The organism is Shigella dysenteriae, from assembly GCF_022354085.1.
Taxonomy (GTDB): domain Bacteria; phylum Pseudomonadota; class Gammaproteobacteria; order Enterobacterales; family Enterobacteriaceae; genus Escherichia; species Escherichia coli.
In genome coordinates, this window is the sequence record NZ_CP055055.1 from 3,674,506 (window position 1) to 3,689,777 (window position 15,272).

A 15,272-nucleotide genomic window follows, 5' to 3' on the forward strand; every position below is an offset into this window, starting at 1 on the left:
GACCATCCCTGGTCGGTTGTCCATCATTCCATCCTTTTCGGTGTATCAACTATTCAGAGAGTCCTGTCGCAGGTATCTCAATCAACCTTGCCAATCAATCCCTCCCTGGCCGAATACCCGCAACTTTCGTCATCAGTGACTAAAATCACGTTTGCCATTTCCGGATCTTGCCGCTGTTCAATGCACCACTGCCTGAACGCTTCCCCTTCCAGTAAAGAAAACTCATCCCGATGTTTTTTCCACCAGCTTCGACGCACTCTGACAACGCTCATTTCCCATGCGTGAGCACCGGTGGCATAAGGCTTCACCACACCGGCAATACAGGTAGCCAGCCACAGGGAAACAGATTCCTCAGCCAGACGTGTCGACAGCTTTTCCGGAAGGTAATCGTTGATATTGGCGGCATAGCCAGGCTTGAAGTTCAGGACAAACTTTTTAGCCATTGCGCGATCGCAGTAATATTTGCCCACTTGCTCCTGCTCGCTGCGGGCAAATCCTTCCGGCATTACCACGTCCTCACCGTAGACTGATTCAATAAGAAGGCGGGCTGCGTGTGGCATTTGAATAGCGCCTTGCTCACGCAGTACACGCTGCGTCAGCCAGATTCGTCCATGATCGGGATAGACATATGCACTGTTACGCATGGCACTGCCGAACCATTCGTCACCAGGAGCGTCGTCCCAGACGGGAGCCAGAATCAGCAATTCAGGAGGGGAACGCTCGTCTTTTCCGTCACGCTTTAACTGACCATTAATATCGCGGATATGCCGCTGTAATCGCCCCGCTCGCTGAATCAGCAAATCAACAGGGGCCAGGTCGGAGATCATTTCGTCCAGGTCACAATCAACGCTCTGCTCTAAGACCTGAGTACAAATGAGGACTTTTCCGGCACGCAGTGAACCGTCTTCTTTACCAAAGCGTGCCAGCGTCTCCATTTCAATTCGCTGGCGATCGCTAAAAGCAAAGCGGCTATGAAAGAGTGAAAGGCTGGAAGCGGGAATGACGCCGCGGGCAAGCAGCTGACGATGAACCTTAATAGCGTCATCGACAGAATTCCGGATCCAGGCGATGCATTTTCCCTGACTTACCGCCGATTCGATACGCGCAATACTCTCTTGTTCACTATGAAGCCAACCCACGCTGACGCTACGCTCAACGTCTTTGCGCGTCGCTACCCGGTGTGAGTTCACATCGGATTTCGTGACATGCGTCAGCCAGGGGTAATCATCCTTTTCAAGGAACGGAGCTTCTTGCTGGCCCTCTGTGCCACGCGCAAAGGCGGCGACGAGTTTGTCGCGCTGCTGTTGGGATAACGTAGCAGAAAGCAAAATGACGCTGTTTCCGCCACGCGCCTGCCGCTCGATCAGCCCTTCAAGAATGCACGACATGTAAGCATCACAGGCATGGATCTCATCAGCCAGCAGGATTTTGTTACTCAACCCCAGAAGCCGCAGATTATTATGTTTAAACGGCATCACTGCCATCATCGCCTGATCCAGCGTGCCGACGCCAATTTCAGCCAGTAGCGCCTTCTTGTTACTGTTGGCAAACCAGGCCGCACATCCCTGACTGAATGTTTGTTCATCCGGTTCTTCTGACCCGACTAAATCACCGGACCAGAGTGATTCATTGAAGCGGTCCATTAATGTGCGGGCACTGTGTGCCAGCACCAGGCTGGGGCGGGACTCTGGCGAATAGAAAGCAAGCCAGGTTTTGACCAGCCGATCGTACATGGCATTGGCCGTTGCCATTGTTGGCAGGCCAAAAAACAAACCCTGTGCTTTCCTCGCAGCCATCAACCTGTGCGCCAGGATAAGCGCCGCTTCTGTTTTACCTGCGCCAGTCACGTCTTCCAGAATAAATAACTGTGGCCCTGGCTGGCTGATATCCAGATCCAGCACCTTTTGCTGTAATGGTGTCGGGTGCTCAATAAAAGGAAACAGCGTATTAACTCCGGTGAAAGGTGCGGTTTCTGCTTTTGGAGGAAAGACGGTTAAGGCGTTTTGAGCCTGAACTAAAGTTTTCTGCCAGTAATCTTTAATATCCATTGGGTGTGCGACGCGTGGAAAAAATCGCGTTGACGAACCCGTCCAGTCTGCGAGTACGACTGTTGCAGAGATATACCAGGAAAGTTGTTTTAAAAGTTCAACTCCCTCGTCATTATCCCAGAATGTGGGAATCTCTATGAGCGGACACAGTGCCTTGATTTCAAGGAGAAAATCTCGCGCGGCAACTTTGTCTTCAGGCAGAAAATTATCCAGTTCATCAATACGGTCAGGGGGCCGACCATGATGCCCGGTAGTCATGGGCATCCACATCGCTATTACACGTTTAAGTTTGCGAGTAGAGAGTGAAGAGGCAGGAAGCAATTCTTCGCATTCACTTAAATAATGATGCCACAACCAGTAGCCCAGCGTTGAATGAGAGATCTTTTCGTAATTCTTTCTTGCGCCTTCCGGAACCTTGAGTTGTGGGTGCAGGTAAAGTTGCTGAAATGAGCGGGCAAATTTTCCAATATCGTGCCAGCACAACAACCAGGCGAAAAATTGAGCCGCCTGTTCCTTGTCAGAAATCCCTAATTGACGAAAATAATCAGCCAGCCCGAAGCAATTTCTTTTAACCATTAAATAGCCCATCGCGGCCACATCCAGCGAATGCCAGCAAAGAAGGTGATAGTCGTCACCCCCTTCTTTCTCGTCGCGTCGGGTTTTTCCCCAGAAATCAAAGAAAGTCACAATATTTTTATCCTTCAGTAAACTTAAAGGATATTTACGCATATTTTAAAAATTATCTGTGATATATATCAGCCAATAAAACATTTATATTGTGAATAAATTTATGATTTTCATTTGAAATTCATAATGATAAATAGAGACTATATATTCACATAAAAAATATAAATTTAAAAAATGGTGCAGGAGACCAAACCATCACAATTCAATACGCGGGGTTTTACCCCCGCGTGGTGGCTACTTCTTCGATTCGTAAGCGAGAACTGCCTTAAACTCCATACCACGCTCTCTGATACTCAACTCACATAACGAGTCGCCTACCATGAGCGTGAATCCCAGTACTGTACAACACAGTACTATGATTGCCACAAGGGCATATTTTGTTAGCATGTCTTGCCTCCCTGCAAAGAAGAGACTAACATCCGAATTGCTACGTTCGAACGCGAGCCTCAGGTTGATAGAAATATCGCCTGGGGCTTTTGTCCATCTGGAACCTCGCGAATGCTTAACGCCAGACAGCCTCAAGCACCCAACGCCATTCTATACCTGATAATTCTTCCTGCGACGTTCACCTTTAAATGCCGGAATGCTGCTCGCAAAATAAAAACGCCCCCATCATTTCTGACAGAGGCGTTTAATTTATCCGGCAATATTTACCCTTCGTGTAACCCACATTCCCTTTTTAAGCCAAAGAAACGCGTTTCTTCTTCCGCCATGCCGGGTTCCCATTTACGGGTTGTATGGGTATCGCCCACCGATAAATATCCTTCGTCCCATAATGGGTGATATTTCAGGCCATGCTTTTGCAGATACTGATATATCGTTCGGTTATCCCAGTCGATAATCGGCAGCACTTTAAATACGCCACGCTGAATTGCCAGCACCGGTAAATTGGCGCGGCTGCCGGATTGTTCGCGGCGCAGGCCAGCAAACCACGTTTGCGCGTTAAGTTCTTTCAGCGCCCGGTTCATCGGTTCGACTTTGTTGATGTCATTGTACTTTTCAATGCCTTCAACGCCCTGCTCCCACAGTTTTCCGTAGCGTGCTTCCTGCCAGGCTGCGCTTTCGGTAGCACGGTACACTTTCAGGTTGAGCTTGAGTTTGTCCGTTAACTCGTCAATAAAGCGGTAGGTTTCCGGGAACAAGTAACCGGTATCGGTGAGGATCACTGGAATATCCGGGCGAATCTGATTCACCAGATGCAGGCTCACCGCCGCCTGAATGCCGAAGCTGGAAGAAAGCACATATTCACCGGGCAGATTATCCAGCGCCCAGGCTACGCGGCCTTCAGCGTCCAGTTTTTCCAGTTGGGCGTTAGTTTCCGCCAGCGCCAGAATGCGATCTACCTTCGGCAGTTCATTCAGGGCGTTTAGATCGAGTTTGGACATAGATTCCTCACTGTTTGCCTTGCCTGATGCGACGCTCACACGTCTTATCAGGCCTACAAGACCGGGCTGATGGTTAATCCCACAAATCGCGCGCCGGATCGAGCACCGGGCGAATGATGCCCGCACGCACCGTAAAGTCGCCGAAGCCTTCACCCGCTTCGCGCTCTTTCGCCCAGCGCCCTATCAGTTCATCAAGCGACGCCAGGATTTCCGGCTCGGTGATGTTTTCTTTATACATCCGTGGGATACGTGTCCCAATGCGGTTGCCGCCAAGATGCAGGTTGTAGCGACCCGGCGCTTTACCCACCAGGCCCACTTCCGCCAGCATCGCGCGCCCACAGCCGTTCGGGCAGCCCGTCACACGCATCACGATATGCTCATCACTGACGCCATGTTTTGCCATTAAATTATCGATATTGTCGATAAACGACGGCAGGAATCGCTCAGCTTCGGCCATCGCCAACGGACACGTTGGGAACGACACGCAAGCCATTGAGTTTTCACGCTGCGGAGTGACGACATTCATCAGGCCGCTCGCCTGCGCAATTTTCTCGATCTTCGCTTTCTGACTTTCCGGTACGCCGGCGATGATCAGATTCTGGTTCGCCGTAATGCGGAAATCACCTTTGTGGATCTTCGCGATCTCCAGCAGGCCGGTTTTCAGCGGACGCCCCGGATAATCAAGGATGCGACCATTTTCGATAAACAGCGTCAGGTGCCAGTTATCATCAATGCCCTTAACCCAGCCAATACGATCTCCGCGTCCGGTAAACTCATACGGGCGAATCGGCTCGAATTTGATCCCCGCGCGACGCTCCACTTCCGCTTTAAACGTCTCAACCCCCACGCGCTCCAGCGTGTATTTGGTTTTGGCATTTTTACGATCGGTTCGGTTACCCCAGTCACGCTGAGTTGTCACGACGGCTTCCGCCACCGCTAGCGTATGCTCTAGCGGCAGATAGCCAAACTCACTCGCCGTGCGGGCGTAGGTTTTCTTGTTGCCGTGTTCGATGGAAAGCCCACCGCCCACCAGCAGGTTAAAGCCCACCAGCTTGCCGTTTTCGGCGATTGCCACGAAGTTCATGTCGTTGGCGTGCAGATCGATATCGTTCTGTGGCGGGATCACTACCGTGGTTTTGAATTTACGCGGCAGGTAGGTCTGGCCGAGGATCGGTTCTTCATCAGTGGTGGCGACTTTTTCCTGATCGAGCCAGATCTCCGCATACGCGCGGGTACGAGGCAGCAGATGTTCAGAGATTTTCTTCGCCCACTCGTACGCTTCTGCGTGCAGCTGCGACTCGTAAGGGTTCGAGGTGCAGAGTACGTTACGGTTCATGTCGTTAGCGGTCGCCAGCGCATCAAGACCGACCGAGTGCAGCATCTGGTGCACCGGTTTGACGTTCTTTTTCAGAATGCCGTGGAACTGGAATGTCTGGCGGTTGGTCAGGCGAATGCTGCCATAGATGGTGTTTTCACCGGCAAATTTATCGATCGCCTGCCACTGTTTGGTGGTGATAACTCCACCCGGCAGACGGCAGCGCAACAGCATCGCATGGCGCGGCTCCAGCTTCTGTTCAGCACGTTCGGCGCGGATGTCGCGGTCATCCTGCTGATACATGCCGTGGAAGCGGATCAGCAGGAAGTTATCGCCCTTAAAGCCGCCGGTCAGGCCGTCGTTTAAATCTTCCGCAATGGTGCCGCGCAGGTAGTTGCTTTCAAGCTTCATGCGCTCGGCGTCTGTCAGTTTTCCTTCGACCACTAAAGGCCCTGGATGTTTTTCGCTCATTAGTAGACATCTCGCTGATAACGGCGCTCTACGCGCAGCTCACTTAAAAATTCATCCGCCGCTTCGGTGTCCATGCCACCAAATTCTGCAATCACTTCCAGAAGTGCCTGCTCAACGTCTTTCGCCATGCGATTAGCGTCGCCGCAGACATAAATGTGGGCACCGTCATTGATCCAGCGCCACAGCTCCGCGCCCTGTTCGCGTAGTTTGTCTTGTACGTAAACTTTTTCTTTTTGATCGCGCGACCAGGCGAGATCGATACGTGTCAGCACGCCCTCTTTGACGTAGCGCTGCCACTCCACCTGGTAGAGGAAATCTTCCGTAAAATGCGGGTTACCAAAGAACAGCCAGTTTTTACCCGGTGCTTCATCGACAGCACGTTGCTGCATAAAGGCGCGGAACGGCGCGATACCGGTGCCTGGGCCAATCATAATCACCGGGGTTTCTGGATTGGCTGGTAGGCGGAAGTTATCGTTATGTTCGATAAATACGCGGACTTCGCCCTCTTCTTCCACGCGGTCAGCGAGGAAGCTGGAGGCACCACCGGCACGGGCGCGGCCTTCCACGTCGTAACGCACCACACCAACGGTGACGTGTACTTCGTTCTCGACTTCCGCCTGCGATGAGGCGATGGAATAGAGGCGCGGCGTCAGCGGGCGCAGCAGGTTAATCAGCGCGTCAGCATCAAGCTGTGCCGGAGAGAAACGCACCATATCGACAATCGGCGTGGTCGCGGCGTAATGCTGCAACTTCGCTTTATCGCCCACCAGCGGCAGCAGCGTTTCACTGCGGGTAAGCGTGGCATAGTTCTCAACAATATTGGCGGTGTTAACCGTCAGTTCGAAGTGCCACTGTAGCGCTTCGCTCAGGGTCAGCGTTTTGCCGTCAACGGTGACAGTTTCATCACCTTTCAGCCACAGCAGTTCGACAAGTTCTTTCACCAGTGCCGGATCGTTCTGATACCACACGCCCAGCGCGTCGCCCGGCAGATAGCGCAGGCCAGAGTCACCTAAGTCAATTTCGATATGGCGAACGTCTTTTTCAGAGTTACGCCCGGTAATTTTCTGGTTAACAGAGAGGCTAGCCACCAGCGGCGCGTCTTTGCTGTACGGGCTGGTGTGGATTTCATTTACCGCGCCAGTAGCGACAGATTGCGAAGGTGCCGCGACAGGCGCACGCGATTTAAGCGCATCAACCACGCGGGCGCGCCACTCGCTGGCAGCGGTCTGGTATTCAACGTCGGCATCGACACGGTCGAGCAGGCGTTCACCGCCCAGTTCCGCCAGCTTGCTGTCAAAATCTTTCCCGGACTGGCAGAAAAATTCATAAGAGCTATCGCCGAGGCTAAACACGGCAAATGCGGTGTTTTCCAGCTTCGGCGCTTTTTTGGAGAACAGGAACTTATGCAGCGCGACGGCTTCTTCCGGCGGTTCCCCTTCTCCTTGCGTTGACGTCACCACGATAAGCAGTTTTTCGCTGGCGATTTGTTTGAATTTATAGTCGCCCGCGTTCACCAGCTTAACGTTCAGTTTTGCCGCTAATAAATCATCGCGTAATGCTTCAGCAACCCGGCGCGCATTGCCGGTTTGCGAGGCGGAGATAATAGTTATACCCGGCATTTCTGCGGCTGGCGCTGGCGTCGCTGCAAGCGCAGCAGGCTGCTGATTGAGCACGCCCCAGAAATAGCCAGAAACCCAGGCAAGCTGGGTGGGAGTTAAATCGGTCGTGGCCGCCTGAAGGCGTGCCAGTTGCTCCGGGTTCAACGGAAGCAACGCGGAAGGTGGGACCTGTGTCGTCATGCGTCGTTATGTTCCAGTAAGCAAAGCTGTTTCTGCGCCCTGTCAGCGCCCATAAAACAGAAGAGAAGGTAAGGTTAACGGGGTGAACGGTGTGGATTAAAGACGGGATAGCGATAACTAATAACCAAATCGACTAACCTGTTTTAGCAATAGTCTTTAACAACAAAATAGATTAACCAACCTAATGAAAAACAAATGAATTTAGCCAATCATTAAGATAAATCAGCGATTTTGCGCAACAAAGTCGTTTTAGATAATGCGAAAAAACAGCCTTTCCGGTACTCTACGGCGGTTTTATCGTCCTGTAGAGAAATTATGATGTCCACCACGTTATTTAAAGATTTCACCTTCGAAGCCGCTCACCGCTTACCACACGTCCCGGAAGGGCATAAATGTGGTCGCCTGCACGGGCATTCCTTTATGGTGCGACTGGAAATTACCGGGGAAGTCGATCCGCATACGGGCTGGATTATCGATTTCGCTGAACTGAAAGCAGCGTTTAAGCCAACTTATGAGCGCCTCGATCACCATTATCTCAATGATATTCCAGGCCTGGAAAACCCGACCAGCGAAGTTTTAGCAAAATGGATTTGGGATCAGGTTAAACCCGTTGTGCCGCTGTTAAGTGCGGTGATGGTAAAAGAAACCTGCACCGCTGGTTGTATCTATCGCGGCGAATGATAAGAGTGTGTCGGCGGTCAATTTCCCTTAAGTAACGCTATGTTAGGGTGTTGTGTTCTGGATATCTGGGGCATGACATGGAAGACGACTGCGACATTATTATTATTGGTGCCGGTATTGCAGGCACCGCTTGCGCGTTACGCTGCGCGCGAGCGGGTTTATCCGTTTTGTTACTGGAACGCGCTGAAATCCCCGGCAGCAAAAATCTTTCCGGCGGGCGGTTATATACCCATGCACTCGCGGAACTCCTCCCTCAGTTTCATCTGACCGCGCCTCTTGAACGACGCATCACTCACGAAAGCCTTTCCCTGTTAACGCCGGATGGCGCAACGACGTTTTCCAGCTTACAGCCCGGCGGTGAATCCTGGAGTGTATTACGTGCGCGGTTCGATCCGTGGCTGGTTGTCGAAGCCGAAAAAGAAGGTGTCGAATGCATCCCTGGTGCGACGGTGGATGCACTGTATGAAGAAAACGGCAGGGTGTGTGGTGTCATTTGTGGTGACGATATTCTCCGCGCCCGTTATGTGGTGCTGGCAGAAGGTGCCAACAGCGTCCTGGCTGAACGTCACGGATTAGTGACTCGTCCTGCTGGCGAAGCGATGGCGTTGGGGATCAAAGAAGTGCTGTCGCTGGAAACATCCGCTATTGAAGAACGTTTTCATCTGGAGAATAACGAAGGCGCAGCGTTGCTGTTCAGCGGCGGGATCTGTGATGACTTACCCGGCGGCGCATTTCTTTATACTAATCAACAAACGCTCTCGTTAGGGATTGTTTGCCCGCTCTCTTCCCTTACGCAAAGTCGTGTTCCGGCAAGCGAGCTGCTGGCTCGCTTTAAAACGTATCCGGCAGTGCGCCCGCTTATCAAAAACACGGAATCACTGGAGTATGGTGCGCATCTGGTGCCAGAAGGTGGCTTGCACAGTATGCCGGTGCAATACGCCGGTAACGGCTGGCTGCTGGTGGGCGATGCGTTGCGCAGTTGCGTCAATACCGGAATTTCCGTGCGCGGCATGGATATGGCGCTGACTGGCGCGCAGGCGGCGGCACAAACGCTGATAAGCGCCTGCCAGCACCGCGAGCCGCAAAATCTGTTTGCGCTTTATCATCACAACGTCGAGCGCAGCCTGCTGTGGGATGTTCTACAACGTTATCAGCATGTTCCGGCGCTTTTGCAACGCCCGGGATGGTACCGTGCGTGGCCTGCGTTAATGCAGGATATTTCCCGCGATTTATGGGATCAGGGTGATAAACCTGTTCCACCGCTGCGCCAGTTATTCTGGCGTCATTTACGTCGTCACGGCCTGTGGCATCTGGCGGGCGATGTTATCAGGAGTCTGCGATGTCTGTAGCCCGTAATCTCTGGCGCGTTGCTGATGCGCCGCACATTGTTCCGGCTGACTCCGTTGAGCGCCAGACGGTACAACGGTTGATTAACGCTTGTCCGGCTGGTCTTTTTTCGCTCACACCGGGAGGTGACTTACGCGTTGATTATCACGGCTGCCTGGAGTGTGGCACCTGCCGTTTGCTGTGCGACGAATCAACACTACAACAGTGGCGCTATCCGCCTTCCGGATTCGGCATCACCTACCGTTTTGGATAAATAATAAGGATAATTTATGCCCCTCTTACACCTGCTCCGCCAGAATCCGGTGATTGCTGCCGTTAAAGATAATGCCAGCCTGCAACTGGCAATCGATTCTGAATGCCAATTTATTTCCGTGTTGTACGGCAATATCTGCACCATCAGTAATATCGTTAAAAAGATTAAGAACGCCGGGAAATATGCTTTTATTCATGTTGATTTGCTGGAAGGCGCGTCAAATAAAGAAGTCGTTATTCAGTTTTTGAAACTGGTGACCGAGGCGGACGGCATTATCAGTACCAAAGCCTCAATGTTGAAAGCGGCAAGAGCGGAAGGTTTTTTCTGTATTCATCGCCTGTTTATTGTTGATTCGATTTCGTTTCACAACATTGATAAGCAAGTTGCGCAATCGAATCCGGATTGTATTGAGATCCTGCCAGGCTGCATGCCCAAAGTGCTGGGCTGGGTGACGGAAAAAATCCGCCAACCGCTGATTGCTGGCGGGCTGGTATGCGATGAAGAAGATGCGCGTAATGCGATTAACGCGGGTGTCGTGGCGCTTTCCACCACGAATACTGGGGTCTGGACGTTAGCGAAAAAATTGCTTTGACGGAATAATCGTAACGAATTGAATTTGTGTCATTTGTAGGCTGCACGCCACATCCGACATTCAGCGCCTGATGCGACGCTTGACGCGTCTTATCAGGCCTACAAGTCCCCAGGCCAGAACCGTAGGCAGGATCATCCGGCAACACGTTATTGGCAATCTGCGTGAATGTTTGTCACCAGTGCCTCCAGCACCACTTTCCAGTCATCAACCACGCCAACATCTGCCTGTGAAAATACCGCTGCGCTGGCGTCATGATTAATCGCCACCACAAACTTGCTATTGCATACGCCCGCCATTAACGCTGCTGCGCCAGAAGCGCCAACAACAATACACACCTCAGGTGCCAGCAGATGTCCGGAAATACCAATCACTTTTTCAGCATCAACGCCACCGTTCATCACTCGCGCCCGACTGTAGCCCACTTCGGCTCCCAGCTTTTCTGCCAGCATAGCGATTTCCTGGTTATCTGCCTCTCCGCCCTGCCCCACCACCAGCACCCATCTGGCCTCAGCTAATGGGTCGCGAGTAACATTTTTCAGATCCTCTGTGCTAACCAGCCAGTCGGGAAGCGCACCTGGGACTATGTTCAGTTGCTGCATACCAGAGGGCAACGTGGCATTTTTATCTGTTCCCGCCTGGCGCGCCAGGGAAAGACATAGCGGGCGTTTTTCTGTTTGCAGCGTCGCCGTTAGCGCATTTCCCCAGTGGGATTTGCGCACGCTTACGGTTGGAATATCTAACGAAGTCACCTGGCAGATGCTTGCACCATGTAAACGCCAGGCCAGCCGGGTCGACAGTTCATCGCCAAACGTTCCCGGCGGAAAGAGAACAACGTTCGCAGGCGTTCGCTGCCACTGTTCCACCAGCGCATCCAGCACCTGTTCCACCACTACGGGCTGTGGTTCTATTTGCCAGTGCGCCAGGGTACAACCGCTGAAATCCTGCGCCGCCAGCCAGCCCGCTAATGCGGCATTCTCCTGATTTATTGTCACAATTGCGATATTCATGGCTGCATCCTTTGGCGTAAATAGTCCTGCCATAGCTTTTGCGCTTTTTCTGCTACCGTTTGCCCATCAATCAGCGTCGCTCCGCGTCGTTGCTCTGCTCTTGCCAGTTGCAGACACTGCATCGCTGGCAATTCGGCAGCAACAGTTTTACGGATAATTTCCGCTTTCCCCGCAGCCATTCGCTGGCGCATTCCCGGTACTGGCAAGGCCACTTCACCGCACTGGCGCACGGCAATCACCGCAGGCAAGCGAACCCAACAACAGCGCAGCCCATGTTCAGTACGCTGTTCGAGGGTGATAAACAGCGCGTCGAGAGTGAAACGCTCCACCTGGGTGAAGCAGGGCCAGCCCAGCATTTCCGCCAGCAAAAATGGCGTTTGCCCATTCTGCCCTTCGCTGCTTTGGCAGCCGGTAATTATCAGATCCAGCGGATTCTGACGCTGCCACTCGGCAATATGGCGAGCGACAAATTCCGACGCAAAGCGCAGATCTGCCGCCGTCTCCAGCAATACAGCTTCCTCAAACCCAAGAGCCATGAGATAGCGCAGCCAGTGTAACGCCCGTTCATCCCCCATGCTCAACGCGGTTAAAGACATCGGCGTACCGTTTTTTCTCTGCGCCAACAGCAGCGCGGCGGCAGCCTGTTCATCAGCACCGAGTAAACTTCGCAGTAGCGAAACATCCGGTCCGCTATTACCCTGAGCCGCCGCCTGCCACTCTTTTTCCGCCAGCATTCCGGCATCCGGTTCGGCTTTAAACGCTAACAGAATGTTCATTCGCACCTCCTACATTTCCCGCCGCCACCAGCGGGAGGGCTTTGGTTTCTGGTGCCCATAGCCAGGTCACAACAAAACCAACCAACAACACTGCCGCCAGGAGCAATAAGGTGACTTGCATTCCCCACTGCGCCAGCACCCACGGCAGCAGGCCAGTACTTACCGCCGCCCCCAACCGACTCATGGCGGTGGCAAAACCGACGCCCAGCGAGCGAATGTCAGTAGGAAAACTTTCCGCAGGCAAAATGCCCACCAGATTACTGACTGCCGAAATGGTGGTGCTGAAGAGAACAAAAAGCAGTAGCGTTAATGAACTGCCGGAAGGCAAACAGGCCATCACTACCAGCGTTGCCGCCAGCAGCAAAAAACTTCCCAGCAAAAACTTGCGATGTGCCAGCAGGTGCGTCAGAACTAATCCCAGCAGCGCGCCCACAATTAACAACGCATTAAGCATCAGGCTGGCAGTCAGCGCATCTTCCAGTCCAATAGTCTGGGCGATAGTTGGCAGCCAGGTATAAATCACAAACCATGGGATTACGAGGCAGACAAAGAAGACGCTGTTAAACGCCGTGCGCCGCCAGTAGCGCGAAGAGAACAAGGTTTTGATGTGTTTATGGGTCGCCGTTGCCACTTCATCGCCCAGTAAAACATGGGGACCAAAATAGCGATGCACGATAGCGTGAGCTTCTGCAAAACGCCCCTGGCGCAGTAGCCAGCGTGGCGATTCTGGGGTTCCCCAGCGTAATAACGTAATCAACAACGCGGGCAGAGCTGCCGATGCCAGCAGCCAGCGCCAGGCCTCCGGGCTTTCGCTAATAAAGTGATGTCCGGCAATACTTGCTAACACATAGCCTACGGTCCACACCACGCTGAATGCGCCCAGCAAAACACCGCGATGGCGGCGCGGGGAAAATTCAGCCAGCAAGGTGTGACCTACTGAGTAATCGCCTCCCAGACCAATGCCGATCAAAATGCGCAGTCCAATAAGATGCTCTGGCGTGGTGGCAAAAAATTGCAAGAACGAAGCGAGCGTAATCAGCAAAAAGCTGAAGGTGAAGATTTTTTGCCGACCAATATGGTCGGAGATCCACCCAAGAACCAGGCTACCAAGAAACAAACCAAGGAGCGCCGAGCCGCCGATCATTCCCGCCATAAACGGCGTCAGTTGCATGGCGGGCGTAAGCTGAATAATGGCGTAACCAATGACGCCGAGAACATAACCGTCGGTCAGGTGTGCGCCGAAAGTGAGCGCAGCAATTCGACAGTGAAAACGGTTAAGCGGTAAATCATCCATTCGCACCGGTGAAGTGTTCATCTTTACCCCTTCATTGTCCGGTAATAAGAACGGCTTCTCGCCTGAGAAGCCGAAAAGGCAACGCCCCATCATCGCGGAACGCTGCCTGACACATTATTTTTCAATCGGATAGATAGTACCCGTATTCATAATGCCGTTAGGATCGAATTGCTTTTTCAGCCCTTCCAGCAACGCCCACGCGCTGCCGTGTTCCAGCTTGCTCCAGTGAACGCGATGTTTACCAATGCCGTGGTGGTGCACCATCGAACCGCCGAGGCGAATGGTTTCTTCGCAGATGATTTTGTTGAGCGGATTGTGGTACTTGTCGATTTCCTCTTCCGGCTTACAGTCAACAACGTTGTAGTCATAGACGAAGTACATGTTTGTGCCGTTCTGATAGCTATGAGAGGAGTGACCGCCCAGCATGGTGATGTCGTCGGCGTGCGGGAACTCGGTACGAATACGGTTAATAACACTTTCGTAGATTTCGTGAATGCAGCTCCAGCAGCCGGATACTTCGGTGGTAAAGCCCATGTTGCCGGTTTTGAGGATCTGCACACGTTCGGCAGCCACTTTATCCGGTCCCCAGTTCAGGTTGTTAAACCAGGTTTCGATCAGCTTGCTGTCCACGCGCTGGCATTGCGGGTAGCGGGCAACGATTTCCGCAATCCCTTCGCCCGTCGCCTTCGCAATGCGAGGGTTACCTTCAGCCATAAAGATCAGCACGCATTTTCCGTCGGCAAAATGGGTGAAGTGTTGGGTGCCATCTTCAGCGTCATACAAACGAGCGATCGACGGACGATACCCTTCCACCATGATTTCACGCAGGATGTTGAAGCCGGTTTTCATGTCTTCCAGGATATAGCCGTAGAAGAGGTTGTTTTCCGGGGTGAATTTAAAGATTTTCACTGTTACTTCAGTGATATAGCACAATGCACCTTCGTTGCCGATGATGATGTGACGAATGTCCGGGCCAGCCGCGCGGCGTGGCACGTTTTTAATACGTGTGACGGTGCCATCAGCCAATACGGCTTCCAGACCAACGACCATATCTTCGATTGCGCCGTAGAGTGTGGAGAACTGCCCGATACTGCGGGTTGCTACCAGGCCGCCCATCTGCGCCAGCGGCTTTGACTGCGGAGAATGCCCCGTGGTGTAACCTTTTTCACGCAACGCGTTTTCCAGCACCTCCAGCGGAACGCCACATTGCGCCGTCGCCTGCATATTCTCAATATCAATATTAATGATTTGATTCATGGCGGAACCGTCGAGCACCACCGAGTTTTCTACAACAGTTTCCAGCCCACCTTCGGTGGCGGAAGCACCGGTACGCGGCACACCGTTAATTTTGTGCGCATTCATAAAATTCAGCACACGGGAGACTTGTTCTGTGGAACCGAGTTTTACGACCGCAGCCGGAATCGGCAAAGTATAAATACCATGAATATCCGGAAATTTACGAAAACGGTCAATACTGTTCTTCTTTAATACTGTTTCATCGGTAATTACGCGATCTGCACCAACAATTTCCTTTAGCTGGTCGACAATCGCTGCGCGAGATAAAGACATAGTAATTCCTTCCTGATAATAAAAATGGAATAATCATTAATAAGAGAA

General features: G+C 52.4%; 13 protein-coding genes. 4 read left to right on the plus strand and 9 right to left on the minus strand.

All coding sequences use genetic code 11. From position 1 onward, the window contains the following. Nucleotides 1-77: 77 nt before the first annotated feature. The 5 genes from HUZ68_RS17610 to cysJ all read right to left on the minus strand — a co-directional run bounded on the left by HUZ68_RS17610 (nt 78) and on the right by cysJ (nt 7,705). A complete protein-coding gene (locus tag HUZ68_RS17610) occupies nt 78-2,777 on the minus strand; it encodes a CRISPR-associated helicase/endonuclease Cas3 (RefSeq protein ID WP_077778284.1) in 2,700 nt (899 codons plus the stop codon). 192 nt (nt 2,778-2,969) lie between these two features. After that, nucleotides 2,970-3,122 carry a Hok/Gef family protein gene (locus tag HUZ68_RS17615; RefSeq protein WP_000956458.1) on the minus strand — a complete coding sequence of 51 codons (153 nt, stop codon included), beginning with the start codon at nt 3,120-3,122 and terminating at the stop codon, nt 2,970-2,972. A gap of 263 nt (nt 3,123-3,385) precedes the next feature. Next, nucleotides 3,386-4,120 (minus strand): phosphoadenosine phosphosulfate reductase, encoded by a 735-nt coding sequence (gene cysH / locus HUZ68_RS17620; RefSeq protein WP_000039862.1) that lies wholly within the window; start codon nt 4,118-4,120, stop codon nt 3,386-3,388. A gap of 73 nt (nt 4,121-4,193) precedes the next feature. Next, on the minus strand, nt 4,194-5,906 hold the full coding sequence (gene cysI, locus HUZ68_RS17625) for an assimilatory sulfite reductase (NADPH) hemoprotein subunit (RefSeq protein WP_033814789.1): 1,713 nt from the start codon (nt 5,904-5,906) through the stop codon (nt 4,194-4,196). Further along, nucleotides 5,906-7,705, minus strand: a complete 1,800-nt coding sequence (gene cysJ, locus HUZ68_RS17630) for an NADPH-dependent assimilatory sulfite reductase flavoprotein subunit (protein WP_033814788.1) — start codon at nt 7,703-7,705, stop codon at nt 5,906-5,908. Before cysJ ends, cysI begins: the two co-directional genes overlap by 1 nt. Before the next feature lie 318 nt (nt 7,706-8,023). Here cysJ and queD point away from each other — a divergent pair, with 318 nt between their 5' ends. The 4 genes from queD to HUZ68_RS17650 all read left to right on the plus strand — a co-directional run bounded on the left by queD (nt 8,024) and on the right by HUZ68_RS17650 (nt 10,578). Then, the gene (queD, locus tag HUZ68_RS17635; protein WP_000108294.1) at nt 8,024-8,386 is read left to right on the plus strand and encodes a 6-carboxytetrahydropterin synthase QueD; all 363 of its coding nucleotides are present in this window, start codon (nt 8,024-8,026) and stop codon (nt 8,384-8,386) included. A 77-nt stretch (nt 8,387-8,463) separates the two neighbouring features. Continuing rightward, nucleotides 8,464-9,735 carry an FAD-dependent oxidoreductase gene (locus HUZ68_RS17640; RefSeq protein WP_033814787.1) on the plus strand — a complete coding sequence of 424 codons (1,272 nt, stop codon included), beginning with the start codon at nt 8,464-8,466 and terminating at the stop codon, nt 9,733-9,735. Next, the gene (locus HUZ68_RS17645) at nt 9,726-9,986 is read left to right on the plus strand and encodes a ferredoxin family protein (RefSeq protein ID WP_033814786.1); all 261 of its coding nucleotides are present in this window, start codon (nt 9,726-9,728) and stop codon (nt 9,984-9,986) included. Before HUZ68_RS17640 ends, HUZ68_RS17645 begins: the two co-directional genes overlap by 10 nt. Nucleotides 9,987-10,002: 16 nt before the next feature. Further along, nucleotides 10,003-10,578, plus strand: coding sequence for a glycerol-3-phosphate responsive antiterminator (locus HUZ68_RS17650; RefSeq protein ID WP_001130266.1), 576 nt, complete (start codon nt 10,003-10,005; stop codon nt 10,576-10,578). A 146-nt stretch (nt 10,579-10,724) separates the two neighbouring features. On the opposite strand, the gene HUZ68_RS17655 is transcribed toward HUZ68_RS17650, so the two are convergent. The 4 genes from HUZ68_RS17655 to HUZ68_RS17670 are packed head-to-tail and all read right to left on the minus strand — an operon-like array spanning nt 10,725 to nt 15,224. Continuing rightward, complete coding sequence (locus tag HUZ68_RS17655) at nt 10,725-11,585, minus strand: electron transfer flavoprotein subunit alpha/FixB family protein (RefSeq protein WP_033814785.1); 861 nt, start codon at nt 11,583-11,585, stop codon at nt 10,725-10,727. Further along, entirely contained in the window at nt 11,582-12,361 is a 780-nt protein-coding gene (locus tag HUZ68_RS17660; protein ID WP_033814784.1) for an adenine nucleotide alpha hydrolase family protein, read from the minus strand. The genes HUZ68_RS17655 and HUZ68_RS17660 overlap by 4 nt, the downstream gene beginning before the upstream one ends. After that, nucleotides 12,339-13,748, minus strand: coding sequence for an MFS transporter (locus tag HUZ68_RS17665; RefSeq protein WP_162756018.1), 1,410 nt, complete (start codon nt 13,746-13,748; stop codon nt 12,339-12,341). Before HUZ68_RS17665 ends, HUZ68_RS17660 begins: the two co-directional genes overlap by 23 nt. A gap of 21 nt (nt 13,749-13,769) precedes the next feature. Further along, nucleotides 13,770-15,224 (minus strand): FAD-binding oxidoreductase, encoded by a 1,455-nt coding sequence (locus HUZ68_RS17670; protein WP_000059300.1) that lies wholly within the window; start codon nt 15,222-15,224, stop codon nt 13,770-13,772. Nucleotides 15,225-15,272 lie beyond the last annotated feature (48 nt).